Raw genomic sequence first — 18305 nt, 5'->3', positions numbered from 1 at the left:
TGATCGCCCAGTGAGTCTCGGCCACCCCTTGGGTGGTTGTCTTTGTGCCTGAGCACAGGGTTTATGACCAAGGCCTGTGCGGGTGAACAACCCGTTCCGTCACGTTTTCAAGGAACCGCGCTATGTTCGAACTCGATCACGACCTGGCTCAGGACATCGTCGACCGGGCGATGGCCATCCTGCCGTACAACGTCAATGTCATGGACAGCCAGGGGCTGATTCTGGGCAGCGGCGAACCCGAGCGCATCAACACCCGCCACGAAGGCGCGCAACTGGTGTTGGCCAACGGGCGCGTGGTCGAGATCGACGCGCACACCGCGATTCACCTCAAAGGCGTGCAGCCGGGCATCAACCTGCCGCTGTTGCTCGATCAGCGTTTGATCGGTGTGCTGGGCATCACCGGCGAACCCGAACAACTGCGCACCTATGCCGAGCTGGTACGAATGACCGCCGAGATGCTGGTGGGTCAGCGCAATCAACAGGCCGAGCAGCAATGGCGACGCCAGCGTTGCGATGATCTGCTGGCACTGCTGCTCAGCGAGGCGGGGGATTCGCCGCGTTTGCTGGACGAAGCGCAGCAGCTAGGGCTCAAGCCGCAATTGACGCGGGTGCCTTATCTGTTCGAGTTGGGCCTGGAACACGGTCCGGGCCAGACCGTCGAAGCGCTCAGCGCCTGGTTGATGTCGCGCTACCCGGACAGTTGGTGCGTGACCTCGGCCAAGTCTTCTTTGCTGTGGTGTCGACCGGCAACGCCAGCGATCGAGAACGAGCGGCTGCTGGAGAAGCTCGATGGCCTCGGCTGGAATATTTTGCGCATTGCCGTGGGCGGGCAGGCCGATGGCTTGTCGGGATTGCGCCGTTGCTATCGTCGGGTCGGTGATCTGTTGGCCTATGGTCGTGATGTGTTGCCGCATTCACGCTTGCTGACACTGAATCGTTATCGGCTGCCGGTGATGCTCTGGCGACACCGCAACGACGATGCGCTGGATGAGCTGCTGCGGCCGCTGCGCAAAGTCATCGCCAAGGATGGCAACGGCCAACTGCTGGCGACCTTGCGCAGTTGGTGCGAGCACGACGGTCAGAGTCAGGCCTGTGCCGAGGCGTTGGGCATTCATCGCAACAGTCTGCGTTACCGCATGGAAAGAATTGCCGAACTCAGCGGTGTCGATCCGCTGAAACTGGACGGCATGCTCGCGCTTTACCTTGGCGTCCAGCTGCTCCCCCAGGCAGACGCCAACCCATGAATCTCACAATTGCCTGTGGGAGCGGGCTTGCCCGCGAAGAGGCCATCACATTCAACATGCATGGTGATTGACACACCGCCATCGCGGGCAAGCCTGCTCCCACAGTGATTTGTGGTGGTGCACAAATTTGTGAACGACGCTGCTCACGCCGGGTTTTGTGAAAATGAACAATAATCCTCATGCCCGCTTGTGCAACGGACCGGCGTTATTGTTCATGGCGGCTGGCAGCATGGACGCATTGGAACTGGAGAATTCACATGAAAATCGTCATTGCCCCCGATTCGTTCAAGGACAGCCTGAGTGCCCAAGGGGTGGCCGAGGCCATTGCGCAGGGTTTGGCGGACGTCTGGCCGGATGCACAATTGCTCAAGTGCCCGATGGCTGATGGTGGAGAAGGCACAGTCGAATCGATTCTGGCCGCCTGCGACGGCGAACTGCGCCGTACCCCTGTTCGCGGGCCGCTGGGGGCCATGGTCGAGGCCGCATGGGGCTGGTTGCCACAGAGCCGCACCGCGATCATCGAAATGGCCGAGGCCAGTGGCTTGCAGCTGGTTGCGCCGAACCTGCGCGATGCTTGCACCAGCAGCACCTACGGCACCGGTGAATTGATCCGCGCCGCGCTGGATGCCGGCGCGCAACGGGTGATCCTGGCGATTGGCGGCAGCGCCACCAATGACGGCGGCGCCGGGGCGATGCAGGCCTTGGGTGTGAAGCTGCTGGACGCTCAAGGCCAAACCCTGGTGCCGGGTGGCCTGGCCCTGGCGCAACTGGCCCGCCTCGATCTGAGTGAGCTAGATCCGCGTCTGGCCAAGGTGCGTTTCGACATCGCCGCCGACGTCAATAACCCGCTGTGCGGCCCTCACGGTGCTTCAGCGATTTTCGGCCCGCAGAAAGGGGCATCGCCTGAGCAAGTCGAGCAACTGGACCAGGCCCTTGGGCATTTTGCCGAACGCTGCGCGCAAGCCCTGGATAAAGACGTGCGCGACGAACCTGGCAGTGGCGCGGCGGGTGGCCTGGGGTTTGCCGCCAAGGCGTTTCTCGGTGCGCAGTTTCAGGCCGGAGTGGAAGTGGTCGCTGAGCTGGTGGGTCTGGCCGAGGCGGTCAAAGGCGCCGATCTGGTGATCACGGGCGAAGGTCGTTTCGATGCCCAGACGTTGCGCGGCAAAACCCCGTTTGGCGTGGCGCGCCTCGCACGACAGCACGGCGTGCCAGTCATCGTCATCGCCGGGACCTTGGGCGAGGGGTATCAGGCGTTGTATGAACATGGCATCGATGCGGCTTTTGCCTTGGCCAGCGGACCGATGACATTGCAGCAGGCCTGCGCTGACGCACCGCGTTTGTTGCGCGAGCGCACCCGTGATATTGCGCGGGTGTGGCGGGTGGCGGCCGGCAAAATCCAGGACTGACAAAAATCCCCGTAGCAGCTGCCGAGCCAGCGAGGCTGCGTTCGGCGGCGAAGCCGTCGTAGGTCCTGCAAGCAAGGTTTCCCTGACACACCGCGCCGCTTGATTCACGACGGCTTCGCCGCCGAACGCAGCCTCGCGGGCTCGGCAGCTGCTACACCTGAAAAATATTTCTCCACCCCCTGCAAAAAACCTCAAGCCCGGCCGATACAGCTAACAGGCGCGCACAAACCTATTACAACAGTCGCGCCCAACTGAAAGGTGCGCGCTATCGCCCGCGCGCCCGACAGTGATTACCGCAAGGATGCTCGCCGCCTCAATTACCGAGATCATCCTATGTCACTGCGTAATCTGAAAATCGCGCCTCGAGCTTTCCTGGGTTTCGCCTTCATTGCCTTGCTGGTGATTGTGCTGGGTGTGTTTGCCGTGAACCGTATGTCGATCATTCGCCAAGCCTCTGTCGATATGGAAACGACACAGTTACCCAGCATCGGGTTTCTGGGCAACGTGACGGAAAACGTCCTGCGGCTGCGGATTCTCTCGTTCCGCGTGCTGGTCAACCGAGATCCGGCGGCGTTGCAGGAAGCCCAGACCCGCATCGGCGTGCTCGTCGACAAAGTGCGCACTTCCCAAACAAGCTATGCCGCCTTGCCGGCCAGCCCCGAAGAAGCTGCGCTGTACAAAACCTTCGCGACAACCCTCGATAACTACATGCAGGCCCAGAGCCAGATGCTGGAGCTGTCGCGGCAGAACAAACTGGAGGAGATGCGCGCCCTGATCAATACCCGGATCAAGGAAGGCACCGATCAAATGGGCGAGCAATTGAACAAACTGGTGGCGCTCAACGCCGCCGATGCCAAAGCCGCGTCAGCCAAGGCGGGCGAGCATTACAGCGAAGCCTTTATCGGCATCGTGACCGTGGCGGTGATGGCTTCGTTGCTGACCGTGCTGCTGGCCTGGCTGTTGACCCGCAGCATCCTCACGCCGCTGAACCGTGCGGTGCTCGCGGCCGAAACCATTGCTGGCGGCAACCTGAGCAAGGTCATCGAAGTCGACGGCAATGACGAACCGGCGCGTTTGCTCGGCGCCTTGTCCGCCATGCAGAGCAACCTGCGCAAAACCATCGAACAGATTGCCGGCTCCGCGACGCAACTGGGCGCCGCCGCAGAAGAACTCAGCACCGTGACGCAAGAAGCATCCCGTGGCCTGCAGCAGCAAAACAACGAAATCGAACAAGCCGCCACCGCCGTCAACGAAATGACGGCCGCCGTGGAAGAAGTGGCGCGCAACGCGGTGTCGACTTCCGAAGCCTCGAACCAGTCGACCCAGGCGGCCCGTGAAGGTCGTGACCGGGTGGTGGAAACCGTTGACGCGATCCAGACCATGACCCACGACGTGCAAAACACCGCGTTGATGATCGAAGGGCTGGCGACTCAGGGCCGCGACATCGGCAAAGTGCTGGATGTGATTCGTGCCATTGCCGAACAAACCAACCTGCTGGCCCTCAACGCCGCGATCGAAGCGGCCCGTGCCGGGGAAGCAGGGCGTGGCTTTGCGGTGGTGGCGGACGAGGTCCGGGCGTTGGCCCATCGCACCGCGCAGTCGACCCAGGAAATCGAGAAAATGGTCGCCGGTATCCAGAACGGCACCGGCGAAGCGGTCTCATCGATGCAGCAAAGCAATCAGCGCACCCAAAGCACGCTGGAAATGGCTCGTGCTGCGGGAATCGCCCTGGAGCAGATCACCCAATCGATTCAACTGATCAACGAACGCAACCTGGTGATCGCCAGCGCCTCGGAACAACAGGCTCAGGTGTCCCGTGAAGTCGACCGCAATCTGGTGAACATTCGCGACCTGGCTACCCAGTCTGCCGCCGGTGCCAACCAGACCAGCGCCGCCACCCACGAGCTGTCACGATTAGCAGTTGATTTGAACGCGATGGTGGCGCGTTTCGTGATTTGAGATAGGGTTGAAACTGGAACTCGCGCGTTAGGAGAAGTACATGCGCTACTCAGCCTTGACCCAACGAATCGATGGTGACGGAGCGGCAGCCTGGAGGATTCATGATCGAGCGCTGGAGCTGCGTGAGCAGGGCGTCGATGTGCTGCTGCTTTCTATCGGCGACCCGGATTTTGATACGCCGTTGCCGATCATTCATGCGGCCATCGATAGCCTGTTGGCGGGTGACACCCATTACTCGGATGTACGCGGCACCCGCACGCTGCGCAGCAGCATCGCCAGCCGTCATCAGCGGCGCAGCGGCCAGTTGGTGGATGCCGAAAATGTGATCGTACTGCCCGGCGCGCAGTGCGCGGTGTATTCGGTTGCCCAATGCCTGCTCGACCCCGGCGATGAAGTGATCGTCGCCGAACCGATGTACGTGACCTATGAAGGCGTGTTTGGCGCCTGCGGAGCCAGCGTGGTGCCGGTGGCGGTGCATCCGGAAAATGGCTTCCGGGTTGAACCGGCCGATGTCGCGGCGCTGATCACCGCAAAGACCCGCGTCATTTTGCTCAACAGCCCGAATAATCCCTCCGGTGCCAGTCTGTCGTTGAAGAGCTGGCAGGCGTTGGCAGCATTGTGTGTGCGGCATGACCTTTGGCTGATCAGCGACGAGGTCTACAGCGACCTGTTGTTCGAGGGCGAGCACATCAGCCCGGCCAGTCTGCCGGGCATGGCCGAGCGCACCGCGACGATCAACAGTCTGTCCAAATCCCATGCCATGACCGGTTGGCGGGTGGGCTGGATGATCGGCCCCAAACCGTTGGCTGAACATTTGATGCATCTGTCGCTGTGCATGCTGTTCGGCCTTCCGGATTTCGTCCAGAACGCCGCGCAAGTAGCGCTCGATAAAGACTTGCCGGAAGTGGCCCTGATGCGCGAGGAATATCGCCAGCGTCGCGATCTGGTGTGCGCCAGGCTAAGCGGTTGCCCGGGTATCCGGCCGATCAAACCGGATGGCGGGATGTTCGTGATGGTCGATGTGCGCCAGACCGGGCTCGGTGCGCAGGATTTTGCCGAGCGTTTGCTGGAAGGGTACGGGGTGTCGGTGCTGGCCGGCGAAGCCTTCGGGCCAAGCGCGGCGGGGCATATTCGCATTGGCCTGGTGGTGGATCAGGCGAGGCTGGCAGATGCGTGCCAGCGGATTGCGTCGTGTGCGGCGCAGTTGCTGCAGGTGCGGCGGGCCTGATCGATTTGTGTTGAATTTGATGGCCTCTTCGCGGGCAAGCCTCGCTCCTACAGGGTTTTGTAAACGCCAAAAATCCCCTGTAGGAGCGAGGCTTGCCCGCGAAGACTGACTCTCATACGCCGAATGTCTTGAGCCTTCCATGCCCTGGTATCCAACAGATGCCTGCCATACATGCCCAGCGTCTTGCCATGCATATCGAGGCCGATCTCGATTGAGTCATCCATTAGTTTGATTTTGATCAACCTCTCCATTGCTTTGCTGGCTAGACTGAATATCACTACGACGTGTCAGTCGAGGTTGTACTCCATGTACTGGTTCCGCCGTCACCGCCGACGCCTGTTGCACCTTATCCTTTTGGTGTGGATGTCAGCTGTGAGCGTGATGGCAATCCAGGGTTGCCTGGTACAAACGAATCACAATATAACCGTGCCACACAATGCCGAGCTGTATGGGGTGGATGGCCATGCCCTCCACGCCAGCGGTTGCCTGCAAAACTGTGAGGACACTGCCACCGCGATAAAACCTGCTGCGCAGATTCCTGCATTGGATCCTGTCCACTGGGCCGTCCTTTTGCTGTTAACTGCAGCAGTAATAAGGGTGCTTGAGCCCGAGAAAAAATTCTCCTTCGCCGCGCTTGTACTCAAGCGCCCCGCACCGCCGGAAGTCCCAGTCCGCCTGACTTTCGTCCGTTTCAACGATTAACTCCCCTATTTCAGAGTGGCAGAGCACGAGTTGCTCTGTCCTGCTGCGTCGTTTTTTCGCGACTCGGTTATTCCTGCTCACCTCTTCACAAAAAGGCGAACAGCAAACACACCGGACAAAGAGGAGTATCCACCATGAACCCTACCGAATCGGCCTACGGTCTCTGGTCGCTGGTCATCATCAACTCATTGGTGTTTATCTTGTTCGCCTTCAGCTTCGTCCGGCCTAAGACGAGTCGCGATTGGCGCTCCTTCGGTATGTTCTCGGCGTTCCTGGTGGCTCTGTTTACCGAGATGTACGGTTTCCCGCTGACGATCTACCTGTTGATGCCCTGGCTCACTCGCAACTTCCCCGGCATCGACTTCCTCTCGCACGATGCAGGGCATTTGCTCGAAACGGTTCTGGGCTGGAAGGTCAACCCGCACTGGGGGCCATTTCACATTATCAGTAACTTGCTGGTCGCTGGCGGCTTCTGGTTATTGGCGTCCGCGTGGCGCGTGCTCTACAGGGCCCAAGGTAGTGGGCAACTCGCGCTCGAGGGGCCCTATGCACGGATCCGGCACCCGCAGTACGTTGCCTTCGTGCTGATCATGTTCGGCTTTCTATTGCAGTGGCCGACATTGATCACTCTGGTGATGTTTCCAATCCTCCTGTTCGTCTACACCAAGCTGGCGAAGCGGGAAGAACGGGAGATGTTTGCGCACTTCGGCAACGCCTACCGCACTTACTGTGAACAGACGCCGGCGTTCCTGCCCTGGTCAACCCCCCGCAGTCCCGACATCCCTACTGACGCGCCTCCCAGTTCAGGAAAACAATCATGAACGCTCCCTGGAAAACCGGCATTGCTCTGGCCCTGACCATGGCCATTTCCTACACGGTCTGTGCGCTGCTCTATGCGCTATGGCCGGCGCAAGGTATCGCTTTTCTCAACGCCTTGTTCCATGGACTCGACTTCGGTCGTCTTCAAGCTCCGCAAGACTACGGGTTGACGGCTTTCGTCGGGCCACTGCTGGTCTTGACCGTATGGGGCGCGATAGTCGGCACCTTGTTTGCCTGGCTGTCCGGCAAGCTCCACGGCAAGTCTTGATAGCCGCATCAGGCGGGAGACAGTGATGAACGAATCACACATTCAGCACAGCCAGCACCAGCCGGCGTTTGCATCAGGGAACATGGCGAAAGATCCGATCTGCGGGATGATGGTCGATAAGACCACAGCATTGTCACGGGAACGTGGCGGGCGCAGTTATTACTTTTGCAGCGATACCTGCCTGCGCACCTTCGAGTCGCCAGAAAGAGAACTGAAGGCGATGAAAACCCGTGTGACTATCGCCCTCACCGGTGTACTGGCCCTGGCGCTTCTGCGTGCGGGCGCCTTCATCGCGCTGGCCGCCGGTGCCACGCTACTGACTTGGGTACCGATCCCTGCGCTTCCTTGGTTCACGTGGGGTATATGGCTTTTCCTGTTGGTCACTCCGGTGCAGTTCATCGGTGGCTGGAGTTTCTATAAGGGGGCGTGGAACGCCATTCGCACCCGAAACATCAACATGGATTTCCTGATCGCCCTCGGCACGTCGGTCGCCTATTTCTACAGTGTCGCGGTGCTGTTCTTCCCCGACGTCCTGCCGGTCAAGGTGGCCGAGCGCGACGTCTATTTCGAGGTCTCGGCGGTCATCATCGCCTTCGTCCTGCTGGGCAGGTACATGGAGGAGATCATCAAGAAAAAGTCTTCGGCTGCGGTACGGCGCTTACTCGATCTCAAACCGGCGATCGCGCATGTGATTCGTGATGGGCAAGAGGTCGACTTGCCCGCTGAGAACGTCATGGCCGGCGAGTTTCTGGTAGTCAAGCCTGGCGAAAAAATCCCTACCGATGGCGATGTCAGTGACGGTCAGTCAACGGTAGACGAGTCCATGCTGACTGGCGAGTCGATGCCGGTCGACAAACACCCGGGCAGTCCGGTGATCGGAGGTACGCTCAATGGCAGTGGGGTGTTCACTTTCAAGGCAAGCAGGATCGGTGCGGATACCGCACTGGCGCAGATCATCAAAATGGTCGAGGAGGCACAGAGCAGCACCGCGCAGATCCAGCGCCTGGCCGATCAGGTCACTGGCTATTTTGTGCCTGCGGTGGTGGCCGTCGCGCTATTGGCGCTGGTCGGCTGGTCGCTTGCGGGGAATTTCCCGCAGGGGCTGTTGGCCTTTATCGCGGTTCTGATCATTTCCTGTCCCTGCGCATTGGGCGTGGCGACGCCTGCCGCGTTAATGGTCGGTGTTGGCAAAGGGGCTGATAACGGCATCCTTATCCGGGGCGGCGAAGTACTGGAGCGGGCAGAAAAACTGAGTACGGTGGTGTTCGACAAAACCGGCACCATTACCCGAGGCGAACCCGATGTAACCGATGTGATTTCGTTAGGCTCAGCGTTGGAGAACGAGGTCTTGAAGCTCGCTGCCGCCGTGGAGTCCGGTTCAGAACATCCGCTTGGAGCTGCGATAGTGCGCGCCGCCCGGCATCGTGACATCAACCTGCCGAAAGCGACCGGCATCAACGGGATCGCCGGTCACGGCATCGAAGGCAGTATCGACAGTCGTAAAATCTGGCTGGGCAATCGGCGCTTATTCGCCCGCCAAGGCATTTCGACCGAAGCTGGCGAGGAGCACCTTATCCGCCTGGAAGCCGATGGCAAGACCGCCATGCTGGTCGGTGTCGACGACCGTTTGGTCGGGGTGATTGCGGTGGCCGACACCATTAAACCCGAAGCGGCTGAAGCCGTTGCGGCATTAAAGGCAAGCGGTATCAAGGTCGTGCTTCTGAGCGGTGATAACCACCGTACTGCCGAAGCGGTCGCGCGACAGGTCGGCATTGAGCGAGTGATTGCCGAGGTCTTGCCGGACGACAAGGTCGCAGTGATCCGTCAATTGCAAAGCGAAGGGCAGGTCGTGGCCATGGTTGGCGATGGTGTCAACGATGCACCGGCCCTGGCCACCGCCGACATCGGCATCGCCATTGGGTCGGGTTCCGATGTAGCGAAGGAAACCGGCGGCATCATCCTGCTCAAAAACGATGTGCGCGACGTGGTCAACGCGATCAAGCTGTCGCGCGCAACCATGGTCAAGATCAAGCAAAACCTGTTCTGGGCATTCATCTACAACAGTATCGGCATTCCAATCGCGGCCTTTGGGCTGCTTAATCCCATCATCGCTGCCGCCGCTATGGCACTCAGCTCCCTATCGGTAATCGCCAACTCCGCGCTGCTCAAGCGTGCCCGCATTGGCTTGGGTCAGGAGGCTAATTCATGAACCGCGAAGTTTTAATTATCTGTCTTCTGGTGAGCATCGTGGGCATTGCAACGGTGGTTTACCTGTTGGGGCTGACTGGCAAATCGTTCGCTATAGCAGCGATTTTCCTGATGTGCCCGGTCTTGGTCGGGGTGCAACTTTTTCGCGGTGTGCGCCAATTCGATAAGGACATGGAAGAGGCCCGTCGCAAACTGCAAAGGAAGAATCTGCCATGAAACCCCATTACGTTCCCGTTCGCAGCGCCGGCCGCATCAACGGGTTCTTCCTCGGCTTCCTCGCCATTGCCGCGTACTTCCTGTTGAATCGACTTGCTGCGGCAAACCGCCGAAGGGAGCGTGATCATGCCGATACACAGTGTTCTTGAGTTGCGCGTGCGCCGGCTTGGCATTGATACCCACCAGCAGCCGGTGGCGTTCATGCCGCGTGATTGCCACGTCTGCCGCTCGGAAGGTTTTTCCGCCTTGTCACGCATCGAGCTGGTCAAAGGCACGCACCGCGTGATCGCGACGCTGATGGTGGTAGATGGACAGTGGCTAGGCGGCGGTGAAGTTGGACTATCGGAGTCGGCGTGGAGGCTGCTCGGTGCGCAGGAGGGCGAAAGCGTTACCGTGCATCACCCGGCGCCGGTAGAGTCGATGAGTGCCGTGCGCGGGAAGATCCATGGAAGTGCGTTGTCGCGGGAGGCGCTGACGGCGATCGTGAATGACATCGATGCCGGCCGATTCAGCGACGTGGAGCTGGCGGCCTTTCTAACCGGTTGTGCCGGCAACCAAATGTCGCTCACCGAAATCCGCTACCTGACCGACGCCATGGTTGAAGTCGGCGAGCGTCTGCACTGGGACCGACCGCTGATTCTGGACAAGCACTGCGTGGGTGGGCTGCCGGGGAATCGGACCACTCCCATTGTGGTGGCCATCGTCGCGGCCAACGGCCTGTGCATACCCAAGACCTCCTCGCGAGCGATTACCTCCCCAGCGGGCACAGCCGACGCCATGGAGACCCTGGCCCCGGTTGATCTCGATTTGCCAACGATGCGCAGGGTCGTGGAACAAGAGGGTGGTTGCGTCGTCTGGGGCAGGGCCGTGCAACTGAGTCCGACCGATGATGTTCTGATCCGGGTCGAACGAGCCTTGGACCTGGACAGCCAGGGCCAGTTGGTAGCCTCGGTGTTGTCGAAGAAACTGGCGGCCGGTGCGAGTCATGTATTGATCGACATCCCTGTCGGCGCTACCGCGAAAGTACGCGATATGCCAGCAGCGATCCAACTGCAAACGTTGTTGGTCGAAGTCGGCAGCCTGCTTGGCCTCAACGTCCAGGCACATGTATCGAACGGCGATGGCCCAGTGGGGCGGGGCATTGGCCCGGCACTGGAAGCACTCGATGTGCTGGCGGTGCTGCGCGGCGATGCGCAGGCGCCACAGGACTTGCGTGAGCGTGCCCTCGACCTCGCCGGCCTGTTGCTGGAAATGGCCGGCAAAGTGCCGACCGGTCGTGGCTATACGCTCGCCGCCGCAACTTTGGCGAGTGGCAGCGCCTGGCGGAAATTCCAGGCCATCGCGAACGCCCAAGGCGGGCTGCGCGAGCCGCCGCAGGCGCGCTATAGGCACCCGGTTTTGGCTGACTGCGACGGCCGTGTGTGTCGCATCGACAACCGCATACTGTCGCGCATTGGCAAATTGGCTGGGGCGCCGGCGGCCCCCGCAGCCGGGCTGGTACTCGGTACCGCGCTCGGACAACGGGTCGAGGCCGATCAGCCGCTCTATACCGTGCATGCTGAAAGCCCGGGCGAACTGGCTTATGCGTTGGAATATGCGCAGCAGCACTCGGAACTCTTCTTCATCGAGGAGGACGCACCATGAATCCCCTGCTGTTTTGTCTCGACGGTAACCTGGCCTTACAGACCGGGCTCGCGACCCATGCGCGGCTGCAACCCGCTGCCTGCCAGCTGCGGCAGTTTCCCGACGAGGAAAGCTATGTGCGTGTGTTGAGCGACGTGCAGGGCCGCGATGCGGTGGTTTTGTGCAGCCTGCACCGCCCGGACACCCTGTTCATACCGCTGTGCTTGCTCATGGAAACCCTGCGCGAGTTGGGTGCCCGCTCCGTGGGCCTGGTTGCTCCCTATTTGGCCTATATGCGTCAGGACCAGCGTTTTCATCCGGGGGAGGCCGTCAGCGCGCGCCTGTTCGCCGCCCTGTTGGCACCGCACATCGACTGGTTAGTGACGGTGGACCCGCACCTGCATCGTATCCATGATCTGGGCACTCTGTACCCGGTACCGCATCGAGTCGTACATGCCGCACCGGCCCTGGCCGCCTGGGTTACCAGTGAGATCGCGCAGCCGTTGTTGATCGGTCCCGACAGCGAAAGCGAGCAATGGGTGTCGGAGGTCGCCCGGCTGGCGAAAGCGCCATTCATCGTGCTGCAGAAAGTGCGACTCGGTGATCGGGAGGTCGCGGTCTCCGTGCCCGATATCGAGCGTTGGCGTGAACACACTCCGGTGCTGATCGACGACATCATCTCGACGGGGCGTACCCTGCTCGAAACCGCCAGTCATCTGCAACGAGCAGGTATGCGCCCACCGGTGGCCCTGGCGGTACATGGAGTGTATGCAGAACACGCCGAACGGGATTTGCAAGCGGCCGGCATTCAGGCCTTCACTAGCAATAGCATCTTGCACGCCAGCAACACCATCGATCTGTCCGAACTGGTTGGAAAAGCCATCGAGGAGCTTGCTCCATGACTTTAAATGGATAACCGAAAGGTGACGCGGGTTGCTATCGAACCGGGCTGCCGCATGCCTTTGAACGAGGCCATGCGCCAAGCGGTGCAAACCTTGCGTATGCGCACCTGTGCGACATCGAGCGGACCCTTGCGCGTTTGGTGCGCGGCGATTTACCTGCCTTCTGATAAAAGGGCCTGATCGATTTGTGTTGAATTTGATGGACTCTTCGCGGGCAAGCCTCGCTCCTACAGGGGATTTTTGGCGTTCACAAAACCCTGTAGGAGCGAGGCTTGCCCGCGAAGACTGACTCACAGACGCCAAATGTTCTCAGCCCTTCCACGCCCCGGCATTCACCAGATTAACCGGCCGCTCCCCAGCCAACGCCGCCAATAGATTATCCACCGCACACCGGGCCATCGCCTCCCGCGTCTCATGCGTCGCCGACCCGATGTGCGGCGTCGCCACCACGTTGTTCAACTGCAACAACGGCGAGTCATTCCCCAGTGGCTCACGTTCGAACACATCCAGCCCCGCCGCGCGAATCCGCTTGTGCTGCAACGCCTCGATCAGCGCCGCCTCATCCACCACCTTGCCTCGGGAAATGTTGATGAAGATCGTCTCGGGACGCATCAGGGCGAACTGTTCAGCGCCAATCAACCCTTCGGTTTCAGCGGTCAGTGGCAACGTCAGGCAAACGAAATCGGCCTGTTGCAGCAGATCCCTCAGGCTGCGGTATTGCGCGTTGAAACGCTGCTCCACCGCCGGTTTCGGCGAATGGCTGTGATACAAAACCGGCATGCCAAAACCGAAATGCCCACGTTGCGCCAAGGCTTCACCAATCCGCCCCATGCCAATAATGCCCAGCGTCTTGCCGTGTACATCGCTGCCGAATTGCGTCGGACCGATGTTGCGGTTCCACTGGCCGGCACGAACCATGTTCGCCAATTCGACTACGCGCCGGGCGGTGGCCAGGATCAGCGCGAAACCGGTGTCGGCGGTGGTTTCAGTTAACACATCGGGGGTGTTGCTGAGCAGAATTCGCCGCTCGGTCAGGTAGTCGATGTCGTAGTTGTCGACACCGACGGACACGCTGGCAATGGCTTCCAGGTTCGGCGCCAGATCCAGTAACCCGGCATCCAGTTTCAGACTGGCGCCAAGCAGACCTTGAGCGTGGGGCAGGACCTGGCGCAGCTTTGCCAGCCCCTCGGCGTCGAGATTGTCGATCAGCGTCACCTCGGTCTGCTCATGCAGGCGAGCCATCAGCAGCGGCGAGAGTTTCTTGTACAGCACAACCTGTTTTTTCATCGTCGTCATATCAACATCCATTCAGGAATGAGCCGCCATCGGCCGGCGCACAGCGACCCGGTCACTGGCACCGGGCTTGAGGAAAATCGTCAGCACCACTGACAGCAGCAACGCGCCGCTCATCAGCAAATAGGAAGCGCCGGGCGATCCGGTGGAGCTGTTCAGGTAACCCACCAGATAAGAGCCACCAAACGAACCGAGTGCGCCCATGCTGTTGATCAACGCCATGGCCCCACCGGCGACGTTGGCCGGGAGGATTTCCGGGACGATGGCAAAAAACGGCCCGTACGGGGCGTACATGCAGGCGCCGGCGATCACCAGCAGCGTGTAGGACCACCAGAAATGTTCCGCGCCCAAAACGTAGGAGCCATAGAACGCAATCGAGGCGATCAACAGCGGTGGCCAGACGAAGCGCTTGCGTTTTTGCAGCTTGTCCGAGCCCCAGGATACCAGCAGCATGCCGATCACTGCGGCCAGGTAGGGCAACGCCGACAGCCAACCGGCTTCGATCATGTCCATCTGCGCGCCGGCCTTGAGAATCGATGGCAGCCACAACACGAAACCGTAGACGCCGATGCTCCAGCAGAAAAACTGCAAGGCAAGGATGATCACTTTTGGCGAGCGGAAGGCTTCGGCGTAGTTTTTCACCGCTTTGATGCCAACCTGTTCGGCGGCCAGGGCGCTTTCCAGATCCTGCTTTTCCTGCTCGCTCAGCCACTTGGCCTGGGCCGGACGATCATCGGCCAGCCGCCACCAGATAAACGCCCACAGCACCGCCGGCAAGCCTTCGATGATGAACATCCAGCGCCAGCTGAAATGCTCGATCAGGTAGCCTGAGACCACCGACATCCAGAGCATGGTCACCGGGTTACCAAGGATCAGGAAAGTATTGGCGCGCGAACGTTCGGCACGGGTGAACCAATGACACAGGTACACCAGCATCGCCGGCATCACGGCCGCTTCGACCACGCCAAGCATGAAGCGAATCACGATCAGCCAGTAGGCGTTGGAGACAACGCCAGTCAAGGTCGCCAGGCTGCCCCAGAGGATCAGGCTGATGAAAATCAGCTTCTTCACGCTGTGCTTCTGGGCATAGATCGCGCCCGGAATCTGGAAGAAAAAATAACCAAGGAAGAACAGCGCGCCGAGCAGGGACGACAGCCCGGGGGTAATCATCAGGTCCGCCGCCATTCCGGAGGCGGCGGCAAATCCATAATTGGCGCGGTCCAGATACGCCAGGCTGTAGGTGATGAACACGATCGGCATGATGTACCACCAGCGGCGGGTGGCCAGTGTTGCGGTTTTCATAGTGATGCTCCTGAGCTTGTTGTTTTTGTCGCAGCAGGTAACGGGGGTGAATCAACTTTTTGCAGTGACTGTTATGGCCTCTTCGCGGGCAAGCCTCGTTCCTACGGGACCGCGCAAGACCTGTAGGCGCGAGGCTTGCCCGCGAAGGCGGCCTCAAATTCAGCGTCCATTTCAGCTCGGGTCGGCAATCCCTCCATATCCCCACGGCTCTGCACCGCGCGGCTACCGATCCAGTTGGCACGTTGCACCGCTTGGGCAACGCTGTGGTTTTCCAGCAGGGCGCTGATCAGGCCGACGGCAAACCCGTCACCGGCGCCGACCGTATCGACCACCGTTGCCACCGGCACGCCTGCAACGAAGCCTTCATTCAGATGGGTTCGGTAATACGCACCGGCCGGCCCGAGTTTGATCGCCACGGCTTCAGCGCCTTGGTCGAGATAAAACGCCGCAATGTCGGCGGGGGCTTCGAAGCCGGTCAGTAAACGTCCTTCGCTCAAACCCGGCAGCACCCAATGGGCGAGGGCGGCGAGACGGTTGATCTCGCCGATCATCTGTTGTTCGCTGGCCCATAGACTCGGGCGCAGGTTGGGGTCGAACGACACGCTGCGCCCGGCATTGCGCATGCGGGTCATCAGCTCCAAAGACATTTCCCGGGCCGACGCAGACAGCGCCGGGGGAATGCCCGTGGCGTGCAAGTGCCTGGCCTCGAGCAGTTGCGGTGCAATGGTCTGTACCGACAAATGACTGGCCGCCGAGCCGCGCCGGAAGTACTCGACAACCGGATCGCTGCCATCGTCGCTACGGGACTTGAGCTGAAAACCGGTAGGGTGCGCCGGGTCAATCTCAACGTGGCTGCAATCCAGGCCTTCTTTCTCCAGCGTATCGATCACGAACCGACCCAACGAGTCCGCGCCAACCCGGCTCAGCCAGGTGACGTTAAACCCCAACCGCGACAAACCAATGGCGACATTACTGTCGGCTCCGGCAATGCGTTTGTGGAACTGGCCTACGTCAGCCAGATCTCCGTTCTGTTCGGCGACGAACATCGCCATGGTTTCACCGAACGACAGAATATCGATCTCAGACATGAGCGGGCTCCAGACGGGATTGACCGAGGCGGGCGAGGGTGGCGACGTGCTCGGTGGTCAACTGCACCAGATCATCGCCTTGCAGCGGATACTCCGCCGCGCGCATCACGCCTTGATCCATGTGCTGCAGCAGTTGGCTCCACAGACGCAAGTCGCTGGCGGCCGGCGGCACCGCGACCCGTTTGCCGTCGGCCCGGCGCGCCACGGCTTTGCAATGCACATAGCCGACGTATCGACCAAGCAGCCGTGCGGCGTTGGTGGCGGACTGATCCTGCCATTGCCAGTTGCCGATATCGAAAGTCATTTTGATCGGCAGCTCGTGCTGTTCCACTTCGGCGAAGAAGCGCTGGAACGGTTCGATGCGGCCACCGTGCAAGGTCTGATCGTTCTCCACCAGCAACTGCACCGCGCTCTGTTGCAACTGCAGCGCCAGCGTTTGCAGATCGTTGTTGTCGGTGAAATAGCCCAGGGAGACTTTCAGCCATTGGGCGCCGAATGACTCGGCTCGCTTCAGGGTCGGGACCAGTTCAGGATTGGGGGCCGACTGCCCGGCCAGCCACAATTCCATCGGTGAGGAATACACACTTTCCAGGCCCCGGGATTGCGTGGCAGCAGCCAAATGCGCAGGGTCTTCGAGCGTCAGCAGCTCTTCGCGCCATTCAATGTGGGTGGCGCCGGCGGCGGACAAAACCTCGACAAAACTGCCTTGGCCTCGTTGGCGGACGAGGTCGGCGCCGTAGCTGGACAGACTGATGGAAACGGGTGGTTTGTTCATTGTTATTCACCTCTGAAACCGGTTTCATTTTTGGTCAAAAAAATATTGATGTGAGTTGCGGGGTGGTCTTTGGGGACTCTTCGCGGGCAAGCCTCGCTCCTACAGGGATCTGTGGTGTTCACAAGACCCGTAGGAGCGAGGCTTGCCCGCGAAGAGGCCCGAACATTCACCGAAGATTTCCAAGAGTCGACCCCCGCACTATCAACCGCGCCGAAAAATCCAGGTTCCGCACCGGCCCGTCATCCCCACGCAGCCGCTTGAGCAAACACTCGAACGCACTCGCGCCAATCTCGGTCGTCGGCTGGGCCAGCGCGGTAATCCCGCTGCCCACCAACGGATACCAATCCAGATCATCCAGGGCAATCAGCCCGACATCCTCGAACAGGTTGCACTGCAACTCACGCAACGAATGGGTGCTGGCCAGTGCGGCGATACCGTTGGCGCAAAACAGCGCTTTCGGCCCGCGACCAGGCGTCTTCAGAAAATGTTTCAAACGAGCGGTCAGATCGTCGCCAGTTTCAACTACCGCGCCGGAGAGCGCCGGACGCCGCTCGATCTGCGCCTTGAAACTGCTGACCCGTTCGATCCGCGAACTGGTGCCGTCATAAGGTTCGGTGACCAACAACACATCGCGATAACCGCGTTCTTCAAGGTGGGCAATGGCCATCTCGACAGCGGCCGGATTATCCAGCCCCACCAGATCGCTCTCGAGCTGCTCGACCTTGCGATCCACCAGCACCATAGGCATTTCCTGATGAAGTTCATGCAACTCATCCAGGTGGTGGCCGAGGGTGTTCACGATCAGGCCTTCGATGTTGTACGAGCGCAGCAACGCCAGGTGTTGACGCTCTTGCTCATCATCGCGATCGGTATTGCACACCACCAGGCTGTAACCGTGCTGACGGCATGCGGTTTCCACCCCGTGCATCACGGCAATCGAATAAGGGTTACGGATATCGGCCACCAGCATGCCGATCAGACGCGTGCGCCCACGTTTTAGGCCGCGGGCCATCTGGTTCGGGCGATAGCCCAGTTCGCTGATCGCCTGCTCGATGCGCAGGGCAATGGCATCGGAGAGCAGGGCGCGGTCGTCGCCGATGAACCGCGAGACGCTGGCCTTGGACACGCCCGCGTGTTCGGCGACGTCAAGCATGGTCACGCGGCTGCGTTGGGCGGCTGAGAAATCGTTCAAAGTCTGAGTCTTCTTGTTATCTGAAACCGGTTTCAGCTAACACCAGTCTCTTTGGTCGCGTCAAGTGAAGATGCTTCCGG

Annotated in this window: 17 protein-coding genes; 12 read left to right on the top strand and 5 right to left on the bottom strand. The window is 60.4% G+C overall.

All coding sequences use genetic code 11. The annotated features are described in order from the left end of the window. Positions 1 to 122 precede the first annotated feature (122 nt). The 12 genes from BZL43_RS03660 to BZL43_RS03605 all read left to right on the top strand — a co-directional run bounded on the left by BZL43_RS03660 (position 123) and on the right by BZL43_RS03605 (position 12575). Positions 123 to 1244 (top strand): sugar diacid recognition domain-containing protein, encoded by a 1122-nt coding sequence (locus BZL43_RS03660; protein WP_095631041.1) that lies wholly within the window; start codon positions 123 to 125, stop codon positions 1242 to 1244. A 257-nt stretch (positions 1245 to 1501) separates the two neighbouring features. Next, positions 1502 to 2650: a glycerate kinase gene (locus BZL43_RS03655; protein WP_095631040.1), complete on the top strand. Its 1149-nt coding sequence runs from the start codon at positions 1502 to 1504 to the stop codon at positions 2648 to 2650. 333 nt (positions 2651 to 2983) lie between these two features. After that, positions 2984 to 4609: a methyl-accepting chemotaxis protein gene (locus tag BZL43_RS03650; RefSeq protein WP_095631039.1), complete on the top strand. Its 1626-nt coding sequence runs from the start codon at positions 2984 to 2986 to the stop codon at positions 4607 to 4609. 40 nt (positions 4610 to 4649) lie between these two features. Then, entirely contained in the window at positions 4650 to 5837 is a 1188-nt protein-coding gene (locus BZL43_RS03645; RefSeq protein WP_095631038.1) for a pyridoxal phosphate-dependent aminotransferase, read from the top strand. A 306-nt stretch (positions 5838 to 6143) separates the two neighbouring features. After that, positions 6144 to 6539 carry a hypothetical protein gene (locus tag BZL43_RS03635; RefSeq protein WP_095631036.1) on the top strand — a complete coding sequence of 132 codons (396 nt, stop codon included), beginning with the start codon at positions 6144 to 6146 and terminating at the stop codon, positions 6537 to 6539. A 134-nt stretch (positions 6540 to 6673) separates the two neighbouring features. Then, positions 6674 to 7360 carry an isoprenylcysteine carboxylmethyltransferase family protein gene (locus BZL43_RS03630; protein WP_095631035.1) on the top strand — a complete coding sequence of 229 codons (687 nt, stop codon included), beginning with the start codon at positions 6674 to 6676 and terminating at the stop codon, positions 7358 to 7360. After that, positions 7357 to 7626 (top strand): DUF5676 family membrane protein, encoded by a 270-nt coding sequence (locus BZL43_RS03625; protein WP_095631034.1) that lies wholly within the window; start codon positions 7357 to 7359, stop codon positions 7624 to 7626. The genes BZL43_RS03630 and BZL43_RS03625 overlap by 4 nt, the downstream gene beginning before the upstream one ends. Beyond that, positions 7589 to 9835: a heavy metal translocating P-type ATPase gene (locus BZL43_RS03620; protein ID WP_256582796.1), complete on the top strand. Its 2247-nt coding sequence runs from the start codon at positions 7589 to 7591 to the stop codon at positions 9833 to 9835. Before BZL43_RS03625 ends, BZL43_RS03620 begins: the two co-directional genes overlap by 38 nt. After that, the gene (locus tag BZL43_RS03615) at positions 9832 to 10050 is read left to right on the top strand and encodes a hypothetical protein (protein WP_095631032.1); all 219 of its coding nucleotides are present in this window, start codon (positions 9832 to 9834) and stop codon (positions 10048 to 10050) included. Before BZL43_RS03620 ends, BZL43_RS03615 begins: the two co-directional genes overlap by 4 nt. Continuing rightward, complete coding sequence (locus BZL43_RS28225) at positions 10047 to 10199, top strand: hypothetical protein (protein WP_168185060.1); 153 nt, start codon at positions 10047 to 10049, stop codon at positions 10197 to 10199. The genes BZL43_RS03615 and BZL43_RS28225 overlap by 4 nt, the downstream gene beginning before the upstream one ends. Continuing rightward, the gene (locus BZL43_RS03610; protein WP_095631031.1) at positions 10177 to 11694 is read left to right on the top strand and encodes a thymidine phosphorylase family protein; all 1518 of its coding nucleotides are present in this window, start codon (positions 10177 to 10179) and stop codon (positions 11692 to 11694) included. Before BZL43_RS28225 ends, BZL43_RS03610 begins: the two co-directional genes overlap by 23 nt. Next, a complete protein-coding gene (locus tag BZL43_RS03605) occupies positions 11691 to 12575 on the top strand; it encodes a ribose-phosphate diphosphokinase (protein WP_095631030.1) in 885 nt (294 codons plus the stop codon). Before BZL43_RS03610 ends, BZL43_RS03605 begins: the two co-directional genes overlap by 4 nt. A 309-nt stretch (positions 12576 to 12884) precedes the next feature. Here the strand turns inward: BZL43_RS03605 and BZL43_RS03595 are convergent, their stop codons facing one another. The 5 genes from BZL43_RS03595 to BZL43_RS03575 all read right to left on the bottom strand — a co-directional run bounded on the left by BZL43_RS03595 (position 12885) and on the right by BZL43_RS03575 (position 18225). After that, positions 12885 to 13862 carry an NAD(P)-dependent oxidoreductase gene (locus BZL43_RS03595; protein ID WP_095631155.1) on the bottom strand — a complete coding sequence of 326 codons (978 nt, stop codon included), beginning with the start codon at positions 13860 to 13862 and terminating at the stop codon, positions 12885 to 12887. Positions 13863 to 13883: 21 nt separating this feature from the next. Then, complete coding sequence (locus BZL43_RS03590) at positions 13884 to 15170, bottom strand: MFS transporter (protein ID WP_095631029.1); 1287 nt, start codon at positions 15168 to 15170, stop codon at positions 13884 to 13886. 101 nt (positions 15171 to 15271) lie between these two features. After that, positions 15272 to 16258 (bottom strand): sugar kinase, encoded by a 987-nt coding sequence (locus BZL43_RS03585; protein WP_095631028.1) that lies wholly within the window; start codon positions 16256 to 16258, stop codon positions 15272 to 15274. After that, a complete protein-coding gene (locus BZL43_RS03580; RefSeq protein WP_095631027.1) occupies positions 16251 to 17033 on the bottom strand; it encodes a sugar phosphate isomerase/epimerase in 783 nt (260 codons plus the stop codon). Before BZL43_RS03580 ends, BZL43_RS03585 begins: the two co-directional genes overlap by 8 nt. A gap of 166 nt (positions 17034 to 17199) precedes the next feature. Beyond that, positions 17200 to 18225 (bottom strand): LacI family DNA-binding transcriptional regulator, encoded by a 1026-nt coding sequence (locus tag BZL43_RS03575; RefSeq protein ID WP_095631026.1) that lies wholly within the window; start codon positions 18223 to 18225, stop codon positions 17200 to 17202. Positions 18226 to 18305: the final 80 nt, after the last annotated feature.

This window comes from Pseudomonas sp. PICF141, assembly GCF_002286815.1.
GTDB lineage: Bacteria > Pseudomonadota > Gammaproteobacteria > Pseudomonadales > Pseudomonadaceae > Aquipseudomonas.
This window is presented reverse-complemented; position numbering and strand designations above follow the sequence as displayed.

Coding starts and splice junctions, on each gene's coding strand:
- BZL43_RS03660 (WP_095631041.1), top strand. CDS start 123: ATGTTCGAACTCGATCACGACCTGGCTCAGGACATCGTCGACCGGGCG.
- BZL43_RS03655 (WP_095631040.1), top strand. CDS start 1,502: ATGAAAATCGTCATTGCCCCCGATTCGTTCAAGGACAGCCTGAGTGCC.
- BZL43_RS03650 (WP_095631039.1), top strand. CDS start 2,984: ATGTCACTGCGTAATCTGAAAATCGCGCCTCGAGCTTTCCTGGGTTTC.
- BZL43_RS03645 (WP_095631038.1), top strand. CDS start 4,650: ATGCGCTACTCAGCCTTGACCCAACGAATCGATGGTGACGGAGCGGCA.
- BZL43_RS03635 (WP_095631036.1), top strand. CDS start 6,144: ATGTACTGGTTCCGCCGTCACCGCCGACGCCTGTTGCACCTTATCCTT.
- BZL43_RS03630 (WP_095631035.1), top strand. CDS start 6,674: ATGAACCCTACCGAATCGGCCTACGGTCTCTGGTCGCTGGTCATCATC.
- BZL43_RS03625 (WP_095631034.1), top strand. CDS start 7,357: ATGAACGCTCCCTGGAAAACCGGCATTGCTCTGGCCCTGACCATGGCC.
- BZL43_RS03615 (WP_095631032.1), top strand. CDS start 9,832: ATGAACCGCGAAGTTTTAATTATCTGTCTTCTGGTGAGCATCGTGGGC.
- BZL43_RS28225 (WP_168185060.1), top strand. CDS start 10,047: ATGAAACCCCATTACGTTCCCGTTCGCAGCGCCGGCCGCATCAACGGG.
- BZL43_RS03610 (WP_095631031.1), top strand. CDS start 10,177: ATGCCGATACACAGTGTTCTTGAGTTGCGCGTGCGCCGGCTTGGCATT.
- BZL43_RS03605 (WP_095631030.1), top strand. CDS start 11,691: ATGAATCCCCTGCTGTTTTGTCTCGACGGTAACCTGGCCTTACAGACC.
- BZL43_RS03595 (WP_095631155.1), bottom strand. CDS start 13,862: ATGAAAAAACAGGTTGTGCTGTACAAGAAACTCTCGCCGCTGCTGATG.
- BZL43_RS03590 (WP_095631029.1), bottom strand. CDS start 15,170: ATGAAAACCGCAACACTGGCCACCCGCCGCTGGTGGTACATCATGCCG.
- BZL43_RS03585 (WP_095631028.1), bottom strand. CDS start 16,258: ATGTCTGAGATCGATATTCTGTCGTTCGGTGAAACCATGGCGATGTTC.
- BZL43_RS03580 (WP_095631027.1), bottom strand. CDS start 17,033: ATGAACAAACCACCCGTTTCCATCAGTCTGTCCAGCTACGGCGCCGAC.